The organism is Yersinia massiliensis CCUG 53443, from assembly GCF_000312485.1.
GTDB lineage: Bacteria > Pseudomonadota > Gammaproteobacteria > Enterobacterales > Enterobacteriaceae > Yersinia > Yersinia massiliensis.
Genome location: NZ_HE997644.1, coordinates 81098 through 96922, shown reverse-complemented (window position 1 = coordinate 96922; position 15825 = coordinate 81098). Strand labels below are relative to the sequence as shown.

Below are 15825 nucleotides of genomic sequence, written 5' to 3'. Positions count from 1 at the left end.
TCCATGGAGGCTCGAGCCGCGCCATCCTTGGCGCGGACGCTTTACTCTTCTGCCTGTCCTCACCGTTTCCGATCGAGTCATCGGTGTTTGTTGGCCGTCAGGGCAATTCGACAGAAAGCGCTTCTTACTCAGTTCTCCTGCGCCATCTTCTTGAGCCACTGGATAAACGCATTTATTTTCGGCCATTGCCGGTCAGACAGAGTGGAGATGTAATAACGCTGCTCACATCTGATTTCCATTCCGGGGAACGGCATAATCAACTCCTGATTCTCCAGCCGTTTGGTCACCAACCTCTTACGTCCCATGGCGACGCCAACATGATTAATGGCTGCAATGATCGCCAAGTCGGAGCGATCAAACCCCATACTGCGCTGCAAAGGGTCGATATCAAAACCCACTTGCTGGCTCCATGTATTCCACTCACTGCTATCGGAATCATAGCTCCAAGCTTGGCGGTCATGCAGCAAGGTGCATTGCCGTAGATTGATCAAGTTGCCATGAAGCTGATGTTTTTCTGCATATTCTGGGCTACAGACCGGCACCATCGATTCATCCATTAGATGTTGATAGGACAATTTCTCCGGTGTTTTATCGTCAAAATAGATCGCTAAATCAATGCCGCCGCCTTGGAAGTTGACGTTCTCATTGCCGGTGAGAATATTCAAACTGATGGCAGGGTAGTGATGGGCGAAATCGGCCAATTTGGGCACCAGCCAGCACTGGGCAATGGAGGGGCGAGAATAGACGGTCAGGGTGCCCGACAGCTCCTGATTCTTGATCTCCAATATTTCCTGATTCAGGTATTCCAGTGAGGATTTCAATACCCAAAATACCCGCTCCCCTTCGCTGGTTAGCGTCACCTTACGATGAAATCGCTGGAACAGCTTGAAGCCTAATTCTTCTTCGAGGCTATTGATGCGGTGGCTAACGGCACTGGGACTGATCGATAACTCGTCGGCAGCCAGTGCAAATGAGCGATGCCGTGCCGCAATTTCAAAGGTATACAGCTTAGAAAGTTGATAGCCATTCAACAATTTATTGCGGGTGATATAGCTTTTTTCAGGGTACATGGCGCTCACTCAGGCAATCGATACAATGCCAATAGCATACCGCAGCCACCCATAAAATCTGTCATTAGGGTGAATCAGTGTGATGCAAATCAGACTCAATAATAAAACTATGACGAATATTACCTATTTGGTTCAATCTGGTTCATCTAACGGGCGTTTTTTATCATTTGTCAGCATCGGCCAATTCTTATTCAATATGAACAGAACTTATTATTAGAAGAGGTTGGCTATGGACTCACAAATATGGGTAGTGGGGACGTTATTAACGAGCATCATTATTATTATTTTCACCATCGTAAAACTGAAAATACATCCTTTCCTCGCACTGTTATTAGCCAGTTTTTACGTCGGGCTATTGATGGGAATGAATCCGTTGGAAATGGTGAATGCCATTGAAGGTGGCATAGGCGGCACATTAGGTTTCTTAGCCGCAGTCATTGGACTGGGGACGATTTTAGGGAAAATGATGGAGGTCTCCGGCGCGGCAGAACGCATCGGTATCACCTTACAGCGTTGTCGCTGGCTATCACCTGATGTCACCATGGTGCTGGTCGGATTAATCTGCGGTATTACCCTTTTTGTCGAAGTGGGCGTGGTCTTATTGATTCCATTAGCCTTCTCCATCGCCAGAAAAACCAATACCTCGTTGCTGAAATTGGCTATCCCGCTGTGTACCGCGTTGATGGCTGTTCATTGCGTGGTGCCGCCTCATCCGGCAGCCATGTATGTCACTAATACACTTGGGGCTGATGTTGGTACCGTTATTGTGTATGGGTTGGTGGTGGGATTAGCCGCTTCATTAATCGGTGGGCCGTTGTTCCTGCGTATTGTCGGTAAACGCTTGCCCTTTAAAGTGGTGCCGCCCGCTTTTTCTGAACTGAAAGTGCGTCATGAAGACGAATTACCGTCCCTCAAAGCCACCCTATTCACGATATTGCTGCCGATTATTTTGATGTTAATGAAGACCGCCGCAGAGCTGAATATGACTAAAGGCACGACGCTTTATTCATTCTTCGAGTTTATCGGCAATCCGATTACGGCCATGTTTATCGCGGTGTTTGTGGCTTATTACACCTTGGGTATTCGGCAGAATATGGGCATGGGGACACTGCTGGCGAAAACGGAAGAAGGCTTTTCCTCTATCGCCAATATTCTGTTAATCATCGGTGCCGGTGGGGCCTTTAACGGCATCTTAAAAGCCAGCGGCTTGGCGGATTCACTGGCCGTCATTTTGTCTAACTTGGATATGCACCCGATTTTACTGGCATGGCTGGTGGCACTGATACTCCATGCTGCGGTGGGGTCGGCGACGGTGGCGATGATGGGCGCAACCGCCATTGTTTCACCGATATTACCGATGTACCCCAACGTCAGCCCTGAAATTATTACGCTGGCGATTGGCTCTGGCGCCATTGGTTTCACCATTGTCACTGACTCACTATTTTGGCTGGTTAAGCAATACTGTGGTGCGACGTTGAGTGAAACATTCAAATATTATACGACCGCGACCTTTATCGCGTCGGTGATTGCCTTAGGGACGACTTTCCTACTTTCTTACATCATATGATTGAAAAGAGACATTCTATGAAAAGCACTGAAATTGATAAATTAATTACCGATTATCCTTTGGTCAAAAAGCTTATCAATTTAGAAGAGGTATCCTGGTTTAACCCGCAAGCCACCACCGTTGAAGTCGGCTTACCTTACGTCGGATTATTGCGACAGGATGTTGACGATGCCGAGGCTCGGTTACAGCGCTTTGCCCCTTACTTATGCCAAGCCTTTGTCGAGACACAAAAGACCCAAGGCATTATCGAGTCTGATATTGTCGCGATACCGGCTATGCAGCAAGCGCTGCAACAGCGCTACGGGGTGGCTATCACCGGCCGCTTGCTGTTAAAGCTAGACAGTCATTTGCCCATTTCTGGCTCGATTAAAGCTCGTGGCGGCATTTATGAAGTCTTAACGCATGCTGAAAAACTGGCGATACAGGCCGGTTTATTGGCGGAAACCGATGACTACAGCAAGCTGTTTTCAGATGATTTCCGCCAGTTCTTTAGCCAGTACAGCATTGCCGTCGGCTCTACCGGTAACTTGGGCATGTCGATTGGCATCATGAGTGCCAAATTGGGGTTCAGTGTCAGCGTGCATATGTCAGCGGATGCCCGAGAGTGGAAAAAACGTAAACTGCGCGAACACGGCGTGAAGGTGGTGGAGTATGCGCAGGACTATGGCGTCGCCGTGGCACAAGGGCGCAAGCAGGCAGAATCTGACCCGAAATGCTTCTTTATCGACGATGAAAACTCGCACACCTTATTCTTGGGGTATTCAGTAGCCGGCAATCGCTTGAAAAAGCAGTTTGCCGAACAACGAATCTTGGTTGATGAAAATCATCCTTTATTTGTCTACCTTCCTTGTGGGGTTGGGGGCGGCCCTGGCGGTGTTGCTTTCGGGTTGAAGCTGGCCTTTGGTGACCATGTACATTGTATTTTTGCTGAGCCGACACACTCGCCGTGCATGTTATTGGGGGTCTATACCGGCCTGCATGATGAAATTTCTGTACAAGATATCGGGATTGATAATATTACCGCCGCTGATGGTCTGGCTGTTGGCCGCGCATCGGGCTTTGTTGGCCGTGCAATGGCACGTTTGCTGGACGGTTTCTACACCTTAAGTGATGCCGAAATGTATGACTTACTCGGGTTGCTTAACCGGCACGAGGGTATCCAATTGGAGCCATCGGCATTAGCCGGTATGCCTGGCCCCGCAAGAGTCAGCGCCAATGCGGATTATTTGGGCCGTCATCACCTGAGCGCCGAGAAGATGCAAAATGCGACCCATCTGGTTTGGGCGACCGGCGGTGGAATGGTGCCTGCTGAAGAGATGGCGAAATATCTCGCTGCCGCCAAGATCTGATTTTTTGCGGATATCAATCGCGTGGCTGCCGGTCAACCTTGACTGGCGGCTTCATTTAAAATCAAAGTGTGCTGTCATTAAAATCAACCTGTGCTGCTTTTTCCTTCCCTGTATTACCCCAAGATTAATGACCTCTTTAATGATGACGCTGCACAGTAAGCGCGCAATTTTGCACTTTTACTGTGCGTGAAGCCGATAAGCAGGCATCACATTGAATGACTTTCCTGTCATCCCCTTGCTTCTCTCATTGTTGCCATCACACCATTCATCATAAATAGCGCAGCGATAACAGTGTGTTATCCACGTTCATTTTATTTTGCTGTTCACTTTTTTGCGAATGGCACAGTTCATGCTTATGTCATTACATTCAAGTCACTTGAATACACTTCACACCACTTTAAATAGGGCGGCAATCATGACACGACATAAACAGGCGATACCTCTGTGCTGGGCAATGCTTTGTGTTGCCAGCATTTTCTCTGCCAGTGCGCATAGCGCGGATTTATTGGAACGCATTAAAGCGGATAAGGCGATAACGATCGCCACTGAAGCGCGTTATGCACCCTTTGAATCGGTAGAGAATGGCAAGATAGTGGGTTATGACGTTGATTTAATGAATCATATCTTGAGCAAGAATCTGCCGGGTGTGGAGGTCAAACAGCTCGACCTGCCTTTCCAAGGCATCTTGCCCGGTTTGGATGCCAAAAAATTCGATTTTGTGGTGACGGCGGTCACCGTGAATAAGCAGCGCATGGACCACTTTGCTTTTACGGTGCCGATCGCCGAATCAACGGTCGCGCTGCTTAAACGTGATAACGATAGCACGATCAACACCCTCGAAGATCTGAGTGGCAAAGTGGTGGGCTCGCAAGCAGGTTCCGGCCAACTCCAAGTGCTACAAGCATTCGATGAAAAACTGAAAGCCAGCGGTAAGCCCGGAATCAAAGAGATCAAACAGTACGTCTCTTTCGATGAGGCTTATGCCGATTTAGCCAACAAACGCTTGGATGGCGTCGCTCAATCACTTGCCAACCTTGGCCCCTTAATCAAAACCCGTCCGGGTGTCTTTACCACCTTGAAACCGATGTTAGGGCCAACCACCTATTTTGGCTGGGTCGGCCGTCAAGGTGATGACAGCGCCACGTTAGTCAAACTGTTCAGCGACGGTATCAGTGAGGCCAACCGTGACGGCACCATGAAAGCGTTACAGCAGAAATGGTTTGGGTTCGTGATGGATGTGCCTGCTGATCAGATGCCAGCACCTAGCTTGTAAGAGGTAAGACGATGGGGGATTTCTTTCAATTGCTGATGGGCTGGCTGCCGATGTTGATAGACGGCGCGGTAACGACTGCCTCGCTGTGCGCCGTTGCCATTGTGGCTGGCTTTTTTATCGGTGTCGTGATTGACCGGATGGAAAGTGGCCGCTCACGCTTTAGCAGAGGATTCGCCCGTGTCTATATCAGCTTATTTCGTGGTACCCCCGTGCTGGCTCAGGTGTTGTTGTGCTACTACCTGCCCGGCGAATTGGGGTTGTCATTGCCGGGTTATGTTGCCGCGGTATTGGCGCTGACGCTCAATACCGCCGCCTATCAATCACAAATTTTACGCAGCGGCTTTGCGGCAATCTCCGCAGGGCAGCTAGAAGCCGCGGCCATGTGCGGATTAAGTGCGCGCCAGACGCTATGGCATATCCAGATCCCACAAGTGCTGCGGTTAACGTTGCCGTCATTGATTTCAGAATTAATTGACGTGATTAAAGCCTCCGCCGTGGTGTCGGTGATAGCCATAACCGATCTGATGCGAGTCGGACAGCAATTAGCCTCGGCGACCTATCGACCATTAGAGGTGTATATCGCCATTGCACTGTCGTATTTGGTGCTGACCAGCTTATTGGCACTGCTCGGTAGCTATGTTGAACGGCGCTGGCATAAGGAGAGCCGATGAACGATTTTTTCCTTTATTTGCCGGATTATGCCCGAGCTTTAGGCGTCACGCTGGGTATCAGCATGAGTGCCGCCGTCGTTGGGGCCATCGCTGGGTTTATTTTGCAGGCGCTATGTCGACATTACCTTTGGTTGTATTGGCCGTGGCGAACTTACGTGTGGATTATCCGAGGCACGCCTTATCTGGCGCAACTGGCAGTGTTCTACTTTGGTCTGCCGGCGATTGGCGTGACGTTAACCGCCATTGAAGCCACGGTGTTATCACTGGCTATCTACAGCTCTGCCTATTTTGGCGAGATCTTCCGTACCGCTTGGAAAAGCATCGGGCAAGGGCAGTTAGAAGCGGCGCAAGTACATGATATCTCAGCGTGGAAATGCTTTTGGCACATTCAAACGCCACAAGCCCTGCGCTTTAGCCTACCGCTACTGGGCAACCAATTTATTTTGACCATTAAAGAGAGTGCGGTGGCATCCATTATCACCGTGCCTGAACTGACCATGACCACTGGGCAGATAGTGGCGAATACCTATACCTACATCGTGCCTTATACCTTGTTGATCCTCAGTTATTGGCTGTTGGCGCAGGGTATCAGTGTGAGTGTGCGTTTACTCAGCCGTCAGGCCATAGAGGGATAACATGATGAATACCGGACCCATTATTGAATTACGCAACGTCGGCAAATCTTTTGCCCATCATCGGGTACTGGCAGGGATTAATTTGACGGTGAATGCCGGTGAAATTGTCACCTTAATTGGCCCATCCGGATCAGGAAAAACCACCGCGTTACGCTGCATGAATTTCCTCGAAGCCTATGACGAAGGGGAAGTCTTGATCAAAGGGCAACTACTGGGCTACAGCGGGGCAGGGCGTGAGGTAAAACATCGTGATAGCGCCGCCTTGATTGCTGAGGTGCGCCGCCCACTGGCGATGGTATTCCAGCAATTTAACCTGTGGCCGCACATGACCGTGCTGGAAAATGTTTGTGCGCCCTTGGTATTAGGGAAAAAGTGGTCACGAGATCAGGCGCACCAAAAAGCGCAAGCGGTGCTGGCGCAAGTTGGGATGTCAGACAAAGCACAAGCGCGTCCATCCCGCCTCTCTGGCGGGCAGCAACAACGGGTTGGGATCGCCAGAGCATTAGCGCTTGAGCCGGAACTCCTGTTGCTCGATGAGCCGACTTCCGCACTTGATCCTGAGCGCGTAGAAGAGGTGCTCGACGTCATAAAAGCCTTGGCTAACGAGGGAATGACCATGGTGATGGTGACCCATGAGATGTCATTTGCCGCCAAAATTTCGTCCCGAGTGGTGTTTATGGCAGACGGCGGCATCGTAGAAAGTGGTGCCCCCGCCACGATGTTCCGCCAGCCGCAGACTGCTCGCCTGCAAGCATTTTTAGCGCCGTGGTTTAAACGCCCGCTGCAATTGGATGAGTCGGAGGTCGGGCATGCTTAAGGGCGTAGGCGTACAGGTCGCCGACTATATCAGCCAGCCACGCTTAATGGCGCGACTGGCACAACTGGCCGAATTTGGTGCATTACCTCACGGGGGTGTCAATCGTCAGGCCTTGTCAGGCGAAGAGTTAGCCGCCAGAGCCTGGTTGATTGATTGGGCTTTCGCATTAGGTTGCGAAGTGATCACCGATGATTGCGCCAACCTGTTTATCCGCCGTGCTGGCCGCGAAGATTTACCACCGGTTGTCACCGGCAGCCATATTGATACGCAACCCTGCGGTGGCAATCTTGATGGTTGTTATGGCGTGATTGCCGGTATGGAATGTTTAAGTGCCTTAGCTCATGCCGAGATCACTACGCTGCGCCCCATTGAAGTGGCTATCTGGATGAATGAAGAGGGCAGCCGTTTTTCACCCGGCGCGATGGGGTCGAGTGCCTTTGTTCAGCCGCAGCGCTTGGCTGATTATCGGCATCATCAGGATGCGCAGGGGGTTACGCTCCAGCAAGCGTTAGCGCGCTGTCACCAGCGCTTCCCGCATCTGCCTCGGCGCGGAACAGTGCCGATGGCCGCTTTTGTCGAGTTACATATTGAGCAAGGGCCAGTGCTCGAGAAAGCGAATCAACCCTTGGCCGTGGTGCAGGGCATTCAGGGCGTTCGCTGGTATCAAGTGAGCTGCTTGGGGCAGTCTGCCCATGCTGGCACCACGCCAATGGGCGATCGTAAAGATGCGATGTCACTGGCTCGCCAGATGGCTCAACAGTTAGAAGAACAGGCGGCAACGCTGCCCGCTGACCAATTAAGGTTGACCTTTGGCCGCTGGGAAGTGGAGCCGAATGCCATCAATACGATTGCCAGTCGTGCCACTTTTACACTGGATTTTCGCCACGAAGATCCTGCGGTTTTAGCGCAGTTTGATGACTGGATGCAGCAAATTGCCGCTGACAATGTGTTGGTCGAGTGCGTTTTTAGCCACCCGCCGGTGGCGTTCAATGCTCAATTACTGGCGCAGCAATATGCCTGTACGCAGGCGCTACAAATCGATACCACCACCCTGACCTCTGGGGCATTCCATGATGCGATGCATCTGGCCAGCCATTGCCCCACCAGTATGTTTTTTGTTCCTAGCCATAACGGCATCAGCCATAACCCGGCTGAATACACCGACCCTCAGTATCTGTACCTCGGCGCGAAGGCATTAGCCTGCTGCCTGACAGAACTGGCAAACCAACCCATAGGAGTTCCTCATGAGCATCCACACTTATCCTGCTTGCTGTGACAAAGACAATGGTAGCGCGCTGGGCACGAATGCCACGTTATCTTCCCCCATCTCTGCCGACGGTACGCCGGTATTCGGTGAGGTGTATACCGTGCCTGCCCGCTGTGGTCGGGCGGTGAAGCTGAGTCAAGGACAGGTTATCCGCATTACCAACACCCCAGGCAGTCAGGTGTGTGACACATGGCTGTTTAATAGCGCAGATCTCAGTGAGTTCTCATCAATGGAACACACGCGCGCATTTATTGATAAAATCATTCCGCAACCGGGAGATGCATTAGTCACCAACCAGCGTCGTGCGATTGGGACACTGATAACGGATACTTCACCGGGCGTACACGATACGCTGATTGCCGCCTGTGACCTTTATCGCTATAGCAATATGGGGATCACTGAATACCACGACAGTTGCGCCGATAATATGCGGTTGGCGCTCAATGCGATCGGGTTACGGGCGCGTGAAGTTCCGCAACCGTTGAATTTGTGGATGAATACGCCGGTTAATCCGGATTACACCATCTCGTGGTTACCGACGGTGAGCAAAGCGGGGGATTACGTTGAGATCCGCGCCGAGCTGGATTGTATTGTCGTCATGTCAGCTTGCCCACAAGACATTGTGCCTATTAATGGCTGTAACCCGCAGGATGTGCATTTTAGTGTGACGGCATAAGCGGCTATTTTGGCGGCCAGTACCGATGTGATAAATATTGCCCGGCACGGACACGCTGGGCGTTTGAGCCTCTTTCAGTAGCAGATACCAACTTATGAAAAAAAACGGTGATAACGGCGGTTTTGTTTTGTCTGATTTAGGGATGCGTTTACGTCATGCTCGTTTGGCGCAGGACATCACGCTCAAACAGTTGGCGCAGAAAGTCGGGTGCTCTGAGAGTTTGCTGTCCAAACTGGAGAACGAAGTCGCGTCACCCTCCTTGGCGATGTTGCACAGGTTAGCGAGCGCGCTGGAAACCAATATTTCAGATTTGATGGCCGAGAGCTGGGTGGCTGATTCACCGGTCCTGAAGCCAGAACAACGCGTTCGTAAGCGTTTTGTTCACCGCAGTAAAAAGGGCGGTATTGAGCTGGAGAATCTCACCCATCATCACAAAGGTGGGCTGCTACAAGGAAACATTCATATCATCGAACCTGGCGTCGCCAGTGATGGGCAAATCGAACATCATGGTGAGGAGATGGGCTATGTGCTTGAGGGGGAAATTGCGCTGTATTTAGGTGAGGAGACTTATCTGCTCAATGTGGGGGATTCTTTTTATTTCCCCAGCCATGTACCCCATGGTTACCGTAATATTGGCGAGTCCACCGCGAGGGTGTTATGGGTCAATACGCCAGTGACTTTTTAGCCGGTTTAGCTGAGGTTTTTTTCAAATCATCGCTAGCGCTTTTACAGTCAGTGATGAATTTGGGCAAAATGCCATGTCATGTGAAACCGAATAAAACAATAGTTGAATTGTAGCTACGTCGTGGCTACACTGTGGCTACAGTAATTGTAATCTATTGGAGGTCAATATGACGGATACTGTCGTTCGTGCCAGAGTTTCACCCGCATCAAAAGCCGCTGCCATGGCGAATGCTAAAGCCCTCGGACTTGATCTGTCTACCGTGATCCGCATGGTCGTCAATCGCTTAGCTGTTAATGCTGAGTTACCGATCGATTTGCTGCAACCCAATCAGGAAACCTTGCAGGCTATCCGTGACCTAGAAAACGGGGTGGAAGTTTACCGTGCTGATACAGTCGATGCGCTTAAACGTGACCTTGGTTGGTAACAATGTTAACCATTGTTTATCAGAGCCGAACATCCATTGATAGGGAACTATATCGGTTACCTTGAATGTCATGGTATGCCAGATTTATTGTTAATTTATCAACGTACTAAAGAAGAGATTAAGCTGTACCGTGTCGGCAGTCATTCTGATTTATTTTGATCCCATAAAAACGATCTATTCCTTACAAACTCTCTACCCCAGATAAACCATCTAGCCCATAAAAAAACCGCCGGTCAATATCTACCGGCGGTCTTGTGTGATGAAGCTAACTGTGTGATGAAGTTAACTGTTTGATGAAGCTAACTGCGGGCTAAAGCGAATTAACCTTTATTACCGCGAGCGGCAATAATCGCATCAGCAACATTGCGCGGTGCTTCGGCGTAATGTTTGAACTCCATGGTGTAGGTTGCTCGGCCTTGGGACATCGAGCGCAGCGTGGTGGAGTAACCGAACATTTCGGATAACGGCACTTCTGCGCGGATAATCTTCCCGCCACCAATCATCTCTTCCATTCCTTGCACCATGCCACGGCGAGACGAGAGATCCCCCATCACGTTACCGGCGTACTCTTCTGGTGTTTCCACCTCAACGCTCATGACAGGCTCCAAAATCACCGGTGATGCACGCTTAACCGCTTCTTTGAAACCAAAGATGGCGGCCATTTTAAACGCCAGCTCAGAGGAGTCGACCTCGTGATAGGAACCGAACGTCAGCGTCACTTTCACATCCACCACCGGATAACCGGCCAGCACACCGGTGTTGGTGGCTTCAAGCACCCCTTTTTCAACTGCGCCGATAAACTCACGGGGGACCACGCCGCCTTTTGTCGCATCGACAAAGGCAAAGCCGCTGCCTGCTTCCTGTGGTTCAAGAGTAAAGACCACATGGCCGTATTGCCCTTTACCGCCGGATTGGCGAACAAATTTACCTTCCACATCCGTCACGGTTTTGCGCACAGTTTCACGGTAGGTCACTTGCGGCTTACCGATATTGGCTTCGACGCCAAACTCACGCTTCATGCGGTCGACAATGATCTCCAGATGCAACTCACCCATACCGGAAATAATGGTCTGACCGGATTCTTCGTCCGTGCGAATTCGGAATGAGGGATCTTCCGAAGCCAGTCGTTGCAGCGCGAGGCTCATTTTCTCCTGATCCGCTTTCGTTTTAGGCTCAATGGCTTGCGAAATCACCGGCTCAGGGAATTCCATGCGCACCAGCGTAATTACCGCGTCTGGATCACACAGCGTTTCCCCCGTCGTGACATCTTTCAAACCGACGCAAGCGGCGATATCACCGGCGCGTATTTCGTCCACTTCAATGCGGTTATTGGCATGCATCTGGACAATACGACCAATGCGCTCTTTCTTGCCGCGAATCGGGTTATACACGCTGTCGCCTTTACGCAGAACGCCCGAATAGACGCGCACGAAAGTCAGTTGGCCGACGTAGGGGTCGGTCATCAGTTTGAACGCCAGCGCCGAGAATTTTTCATTATCATCGGCCTGACGACTGACTTCGTTGCCGTCTTCATCGGTGCCACTGACCGGCGGAATATCGACCGGTGATGGCATCAGCTCTACGACGGCGTCCAACATGCGTTGCACCCCTTTGTTTTTAAAGGCGCTACCGCACATCATCGGCTGGATTTCACCGGCAATGGTGCGGATACGCAGACCTTCAGTGATCTCCTCTACCGTCAGATCGCCCGTTTCCAGATATTCTGTCATCAACGCTTCAGAGGCTTCAGCCGCCTCGGACACCATCTTCTCGCGCCACTCATTGGCGGTCGCCAGCAGGTTTTCTGGAATCGGCGCATAGCTGAACGTCATGCCCTGAGAGGCTTCATCCCAGATAATGGCGCGCATTAACCGCAGATCCACCACGCCGGTGAAACTATCTTCACTGCCAATCGGGATCACGATCGGCACCGGATTCGCTTTCAAACGGTCGATCATCATCTGCCGCACGCGGAAGAAATCAGCACCCGGGCGGTCCATCTTGTTAACGAATGCCAAGCGCGGCACACGATATTTATTGGCCTGACGCCACACCGTTTCAGACTGTGGCTGTACGCCACCCACTGCGTCGTACACCATGACTGCACCGTCGAGTACCCGCATAGAACGTTCCACCTCAATGGTGAAATCCACATGCCCAGGGGTATCGATAATATTAATACGGTGCTCCGGCAAGGTATGATCCATACCTTTCCAGAAACAGGTCACGGCAGCCGATGTAATGGTAATGCCACGTTCCTGCTCCTGAGCCATCCAGTCAGTTGTCGCGCCGCCATCATGCACTTCACCCAGCTTATGACTAACGCCGGTGTAGAACAAAATACGCTCAGTAGTGGTAGTTTTACCGGCGTCGATGTGGGCGGAGATACCGATGTTGCGATAGCGCTCGATAGGAGTTTTACGTGCCATATGAAGTCCTTAGTAGATAATGGCAATTTCGGGGCGGGCGATTTGACGCGCCACCGGGAAGTTGTTTGGTTAAATGTCCTGTGACCTCGAATGGTCACCTGATCGCGATCAGTATAGGCTTATTGTACGAATATACACGTACAATTTAATTATTTGTTCTTAAACTATGCAATAATGGCGATGAATCGGGTTTGAGGGGGGGCTGTTCAACACGTACTCGCTTAACAGCATTGCACTAGAATGAGAGTAGACTCGGAATTTAGTCGTAGGGTCGAGATGAAGTATAGGCTATATTGCCGCCCGCGAAGGATCAGTTGAGATGGCTCGATCAGGTAGTTTGTCGGGCAATTGGCACGGGAACGGCTGTTTATTGATAGGAACGCTATGATTGCAAATCACCCCGAACGTGAGCAGATCAGGTTGGAAAATGTGCTGACGGCGCTAGGAAACCCGCTGCGATTAGCGGTGGTTCGTCGATTGGCGGCAGGGGGGGAACATGCCTGCGGCACCTTGGTGCACGGGTTATCTAAGTCAACCCTGACCCATCATTGGCGCGTATTACGTGAAAGTGGGGTTATCTGGCAGCGGCCCTGCGGGCGCGAAAGCCTATTATCGCTGCGGCGCGAGGATATTGATGCCCGCTTCCCCGGCTTGCTGGATGTGTTGCTCAGTGCTGTCGAGAACGATGCCACCACTGATGAGTCAACGGCGAAGCATTTGCCGGAAGATAAAGAAGATAAAGAGATCGCGTGAAGGGCGCAGGGGAAGCGCGATAACCGTTGGTTTCCCCTGCGTTTTTGATGCGGAAAAATTAAATCTCGGGGGCGTAAGCCAACACGAAATCTTCAGCCTCTTTCGACCACAACCCCTCCGTTTTACGCAAAATAGTCTGTAACTCCTGCAATAATGGCAAAGTTTGTGGCTGGCTCATTAACTCACTCAATGACGTCAGCGGGATATTTTTGCCGGTATACACCAGTTTTTTACCGCCGATAATTTTGGGTAAATTCAGTGTGGTGTCTGCGGCATCATTGAGCCCCAAAATATGGGACACCACTTTGCCCGCATTCACTTTCTTCGCTTCAATCAAACTCACCGCTTCGCGCATATCGTCAGTATTACCGCCGGAGGTACCGACATAGTGGGTAAATGAATAATGAATATCGTAGAAATTAACTGACGCCATAAAATGCTTATCCTGCGGACCGGCAAAGAAATTAAAGCAGCCATCCGGTGCCAGCAGACTTGATGCCAACGTCACCAATTCCGCTGACGGCACGAAAACAAAAATATCGTCGTAACCTTTGCCATCAGTCAGCGCCATTAAGCGCTCAAATTGGTCCTCGGTGTGCTGCGTATTGAGGTAATGCACTTGCGTTTGCGGCTCACTCGGGTAGAGGCGAGCGGCATAATCGAGTTTTTGCTGGTGGCGGTCAGTGATGACCAATAAAGCCGGATTCACTGGCCCATGCAAGGCATAATCGATGGCCAATAACCCCATCGGGCCTGTACCGCCTAGAATCAACACATGGCCGTTGGGCTTGATGCCCATTTTATGTTGGTAAGTACCGGGAACCAGATGGTAATTGGCGTTAAATGCGCCGATAACGCAAGAAAGTGGCTCCACCAGTGACCCTTCGAAATAGCTCTCGCCTTCATAAGGCAGCAGGCAATCTTGCGCCATCACCTCATTGGGGATCACCACGTGAGTGGCTTCACCACCGATATAAGGGAATGAGTACCCAGGGCAATCGGGGCGGTCAGGTAACTGCAAATTGGCCTGAATCACATAACGGCTGCCAGGCTTAAATTTGTGCTGCCAGTGCTTGCCGACTTGCAAAATATCGCCGCAAAACTCATGGCCGATAATAATCGGGTTTTCTGCCACATCATCGGGCACCTTTTTATGGTCCGCGCCCAAATTGGCCTCCTTCCATGACGAGAGGCAAATACTGTCGGTCACCACGGTCGCCAAAATCTCATCATCGCCGATTTCCGGTAAAGTAAAACTCTCCAGACGTAAGTCATTTTTGCCATATAAACGTAACGCTTTCGTTTTCATGCGGAACCACCTCAATCATCATGAATAATTAAAACAACAGTGCGAATAAAAAAACTCCCCGGCATTAATTAGGAAAGAATGCCAAGCCATGAGCCTACAATTCCGAGGCCAAACAGGGAGAAAATAAGCCAAATAGGGTTAACTTTGCGTTTGAGTAAACGCATCATTAACAGGGTGAGCGCCAGTGCCAGCAAGCCGGGGCAGAGTTGATCCAGAATGTTCTGCACGGTCATGGTCACGGTGGTGCCGTCCTGTGCTGGCGTTTTCGAAATCACCAGCGGCACATTGATACTGGTCCATTTGGTGACCAATACCCCCATGATAAACAGGCCCAGAATAGACGCCCCTTCGGTCAGTTTTTGCAGCAGGTTACCGCCGAGGTCTTTCACGATATTGACCCCTTTGGCGAAACCGTATTGCAAGCCAAACCATTTCAGCGCCAGACGGACAGAGTTGAACGACAGGAAGAACAGAATCGGCCCCAATACATTGCCATTCAGCGCTAATGAAGCCCCTAATGCCGCAGTGATGGGGCGTAATGTCCCCCAAATTAATGGGTCACCCACACCTGCCAAAGGCCCCATCAGCCCCACTTTCAGGCTATTAATCGCGCCTTCATCAATGTCGGCACCATTGGCACGCGCTTCTTCCATCGCGGCGGTCACACCAATCACTGGGCCGCAGACGGCAGGTGTGGTGTTGAAGAACACTAAGTGACGTTTTAACGCGGCAATCTGGTCTTCTTTCAGCGGATACAAGCGCTTAATCGCGGGCACCATGTCATAGCAGAAGCCCAGACCATGGATACGCTCATAGTTAAAAGAGGCTTGTTGCAAGTTGCTGCGTAAAAACATTTTAAACAGGTCAGAGCGGGTGATTTGTTTGCTTGGTGTGCTCATG

At 50.8% G+C, this 15825-nt stretch carries 15 protein-coding genes and 1 pseudogene; 12 read left to right on the top strand and 4 right to left on the bottom strand.

All coding sequences use genetic code 11. From position 1 onward, the window contains the following. Window positions 1–128 precede the first annotated feature (128 nt). Window positions 129–1070 carry a DNA-binding transcriptional regulator DsdC gene (dsdC, locus tag BN68_RS09530; RefSeq protein WP_019210945.1) on the bottom strand — a complete coding sequence of 314 codons (942 nt, stop codon included), beginning with the start codon at window positions 1068–1070 and terminating at the stop codon, window positions 129–131. A gap of 229 nt (window positions 1071–1299) precedes the next feature. On the opposite strand from dsdC, the gene dsdX reads away from it, so the two are divergent. The 11 genes and pseudogenes from dsdX to BN68_RS24325 all read left to right on the top strand — a co-directional run. After that, window positions 1300–2637, top strand: coding sequence for a D-serine transporter DsdX (dsdX, locus tag BN68_RS09525; protein ID WP_019210943.1), 1338 nt, complete (start codon window positions 1300–1302; stop codon window positions 2635–2637). Between the two features lie 17 nt (window positions 2638–2654). Further along, entirely contained in the window at window positions 2655–3986 is a 1332-nt protein-coding gene (locus BN68_RS09520; RefSeq protein ID WP_019210942.1) for a D-serine ammonia-lyase, read from the top strand. A gap of 415 nt (window positions 3987–4401) precedes the next feature. Continuing rightward, a complete protein-coding gene (locus BN68_RS09515; protein WP_042806614.1) occupies window positions 4402–5259 on the top strand; it encodes a transporter substrate-binding domain-containing protein in 858 nt (285 codons plus the stop codon). A gap of 11 nt (window positions 5260–5270) precedes the next feature. Continuing rightward, on the top strand, window positions 5271–5930 hold the full coding sequence (locus tag BN68_RS09510) for an amino acid ABC transporter permease (protein ID WP_019210940.1): 660 nt from the start codon (window positions 5271–5273) through the stop codon (window positions 5928–5930). Beyond that, window positions 5927–6565 (top strand): amino acid ABC transporter permease, encoded by a 639-nt coding sequence (locus BN68_RS09505; RefSeq protein WP_019210939.1) that lies wholly within the window; start codon window positions 5927–5929, stop codon window positions 6563–6565. Before BN68_RS09510 ends, BN68_RS09505 begins: the two co-directional genes overlap by 4 nt. Window position 6566: 1 nt before the next feature. After that, window positions 6567–7382, top strand: coding sequence for an amino acid ABC transporter ATP-binding protein (locus BN68_RS09500; protein ID WP_042806613.1), 816 nt, complete (start codon window positions 6567–6569; stop codon window positions 7380–7382). Further along, window positions 7375–8658, top strand: a complete 1284-nt coding sequence (locus BN68_RS09495; RefSeq protein ID WP_019210937.1) for a M20 family metallo-hydrolase — start codon at window positions 7375–7377, stop codon at window positions 8656–8658. Before BN68_RS09500 ends, BN68_RS09495 begins: the two co-directional genes overlap by 8 nt. Beyond that, window positions 8627–9325 (top strand): DUF1989 domain-containing protein, encoded by a 699-nt coding sequence (locus tag BN68_RS09490; RefSeq protein WP_019210936.1) that lies wholly within the window; start codon window positions 8627–8629, stop codon window positions 9323–9325. Before BN68_RS09495 ends, BN68_RS09490 begins: the two co-directional genes overlap by 32 nt. 94 nt (window positions 9326–9419) lie before the next feature. Then, window positions 9420–10010: a cupin domain-containing protein gene (locus BN68_RS09485; RefSeq protein WP_019210935.1), complete on the top strand. Its 591-nt coding sequence runs from the start codon at window positions 9420–9422 to the stop codon at window positions 10008–10010. A 166-nt stretch (window positions 10011–10176) separates the two neighbouring features. Continuing rightward, complete coding sequence (locus tag BN68_RS09480; RefSeq protein ID WP_019210934.1) at window positions 10177–10434, top strand: type II toxin-antitoxin system RelB/DinJ family antitoxin; 258 nt, start codon at window positions 10177–10179, stop codon at window positions 10432–10434. 27 nt (window positions 10435–10461) lie between these two features. Then, window positions 10462–10593, top strand: a pseudogene (locus BN68_RS24325) (type II toxin-antitoxin system RelE/ParE family toxin); the annotation flags it as partial. Window positions 10594–10754: 161 nt separating this feature from the next. Here the strand turns inward: BN68_RS24325 and fusA are convergent. Further along, window positions 10755–12863 carry an elongation factor G gene (fusA, locus tag BN68_RS09470; protein ID WP_019210933.1) on the bottom strand — a complete coding sequence of 703 codons (2109 nt, stop codon included), beginning with the start codon at window positions 12861–12863 and terminating at the stop codon, window positions 10755–10757. 384 nt (window positions 12864–13247) lie between these two features. On the opposite strand from fusA, the gene BN68_RS09465 reads away from it, so the two are divergent. Then, window positions 13248–13616: an ArsR/SmtB family transcription factor gene (locus BN68_RS09465; RefSeq protein ID WP_019210932.1), complete on the top strand. Its 369-nt coding sequence runs from the start codon at window positions 13248–13250 to the stop codon at window positions 13614–13616. A 58-nt stretch (window positions 13617–13674) separates the two neighbouring features. Here BN68_RS09465 and BN68_RS09460 read toward each other — a convergent pair whose 3' ends face one another. After that, entirely contained in the window at window positions 13675–14925 is a 1251-nt protein-coding gene (locus BN68_RS09460; RefSeq protein WP_019210931.1) for a zinc-binding dehydrogenase, read from the bottom strand. A gap of 68 nt (window positions 14926–14993) precedes the next feature. Then, window positions 14994–15824 (bottom strand): PTS system mannose/fructose/sorbose family transporter subunit IID, encoded by an 831-nt coding sequence (locus BN68_RS09455; RefSeq protein WP_019210930.1) that lies wholly within the window; start codon window positions 15822–15824, stop codon window positions 14994–14996. Window position 15825 lies beyond the last annotated feature (1 nt).

Bases quoted from the DNA above. Each gene is read 5' to 3' on its own strand.
- BN68_RS09505 (WP_019210939.1), top strand. From the start codon at position 5,927: ATGAACGATTTTTTCCTTTATTTGCCGGATTATGCCCGAGCTTTAGGC.
- BN68_RS09485 (WP_019210935.1), top strand. From the start codon at position 9,420: ATGAAAAAAAACGGTGATAACGGCGGTTTTGTTTTGTCTGATTTAGGG.
- BN68_RS09510 (WP_019210940.1), top strand. From the start codon at position 5,271: ATGGGGGATTTCTTTCAATTGCTGATGGGCTGGCTGCCGATGTTGATA.
- dsdX (WP_019210943.1), top strand. From the start codon at position 1,300: ATGGACTCACAAATATGGGTAGTGGGGACGTTATTAACGAGCATCATT.
- BN68_RS09515 (WP_042806614.1), top strand. From the start codon at position 4,402: ATGACACGACATAAACAGGCGATACCTCTGTGCTGGGCAATGCTTTGT.
- BN68_RS09500 (WP_042806613.1), top strand. From the start codon at position 6,567: ATGATGAATACCGGACCCATTATTGAATTACGCAACGTCGGCAAATCT.
- BN68_RS09460 (WP_019210931.1), bottom strand. From the start codon at position 14,925: ATGAAAACGAAAGCGTTACGTTTATATGGCAAAAATGACTTACGTCTG.
- BN68_RS09495 (WP_019210937.1), top strand. From the start codon at position 7,375: ATGCTTAAGGGCGTAGGCGTACAGGTCGCCGACTATATCAGCCAGCCA.
- BN68_RS09480 (WP_019210934.1), top strand. From the start codon at position 10,177: ATGACGGATACTGTCGTTCGTGCCAGAGTTTCACCCGCATCAAAAGCC.
- BN68_RS09520 (WP_019210942.1), top strand. From the start codon at position 2,655: ATGAAAAGCACTGAAATTGATAAATTAATTACCGATTATCCTTTGGTC.
- BN68_RS09490 (WP_019210936.1), top strand. From the start codon at position 8,627: ATGAGCATCCACACTTATCCTGCTTGCTGTGACAAAGACAATGGTAGC.
- BN68_RS09465 (WP_019210932.1), top strand. From the start codon at position 13,248: ATGATTGCAAATCACCCCGAACGTGAGCAGATCAGGTTGGAAAATGTG.
- BN68_RS09455 (WP_019210930.1), bottom strand. From the start codon at position 15,824: ATGAGCACACCAAGCAAACAAATCACCCGCTCTGACCTGTTTAAAATG.
- fusA (WP_019210933.1), bottom strand. From the start codon at position 12,863: ATGGCACGTAAAACTCCTATCGAGCGCTATCGCAACATCGGTATCTCC.
- dsdC (WP_019210945.1), bottom strand. From the start codon at position 1,070: ATGTACCCTGAAAAAAGCTATATCACCCGCAATAAATTGTTGAATGGC.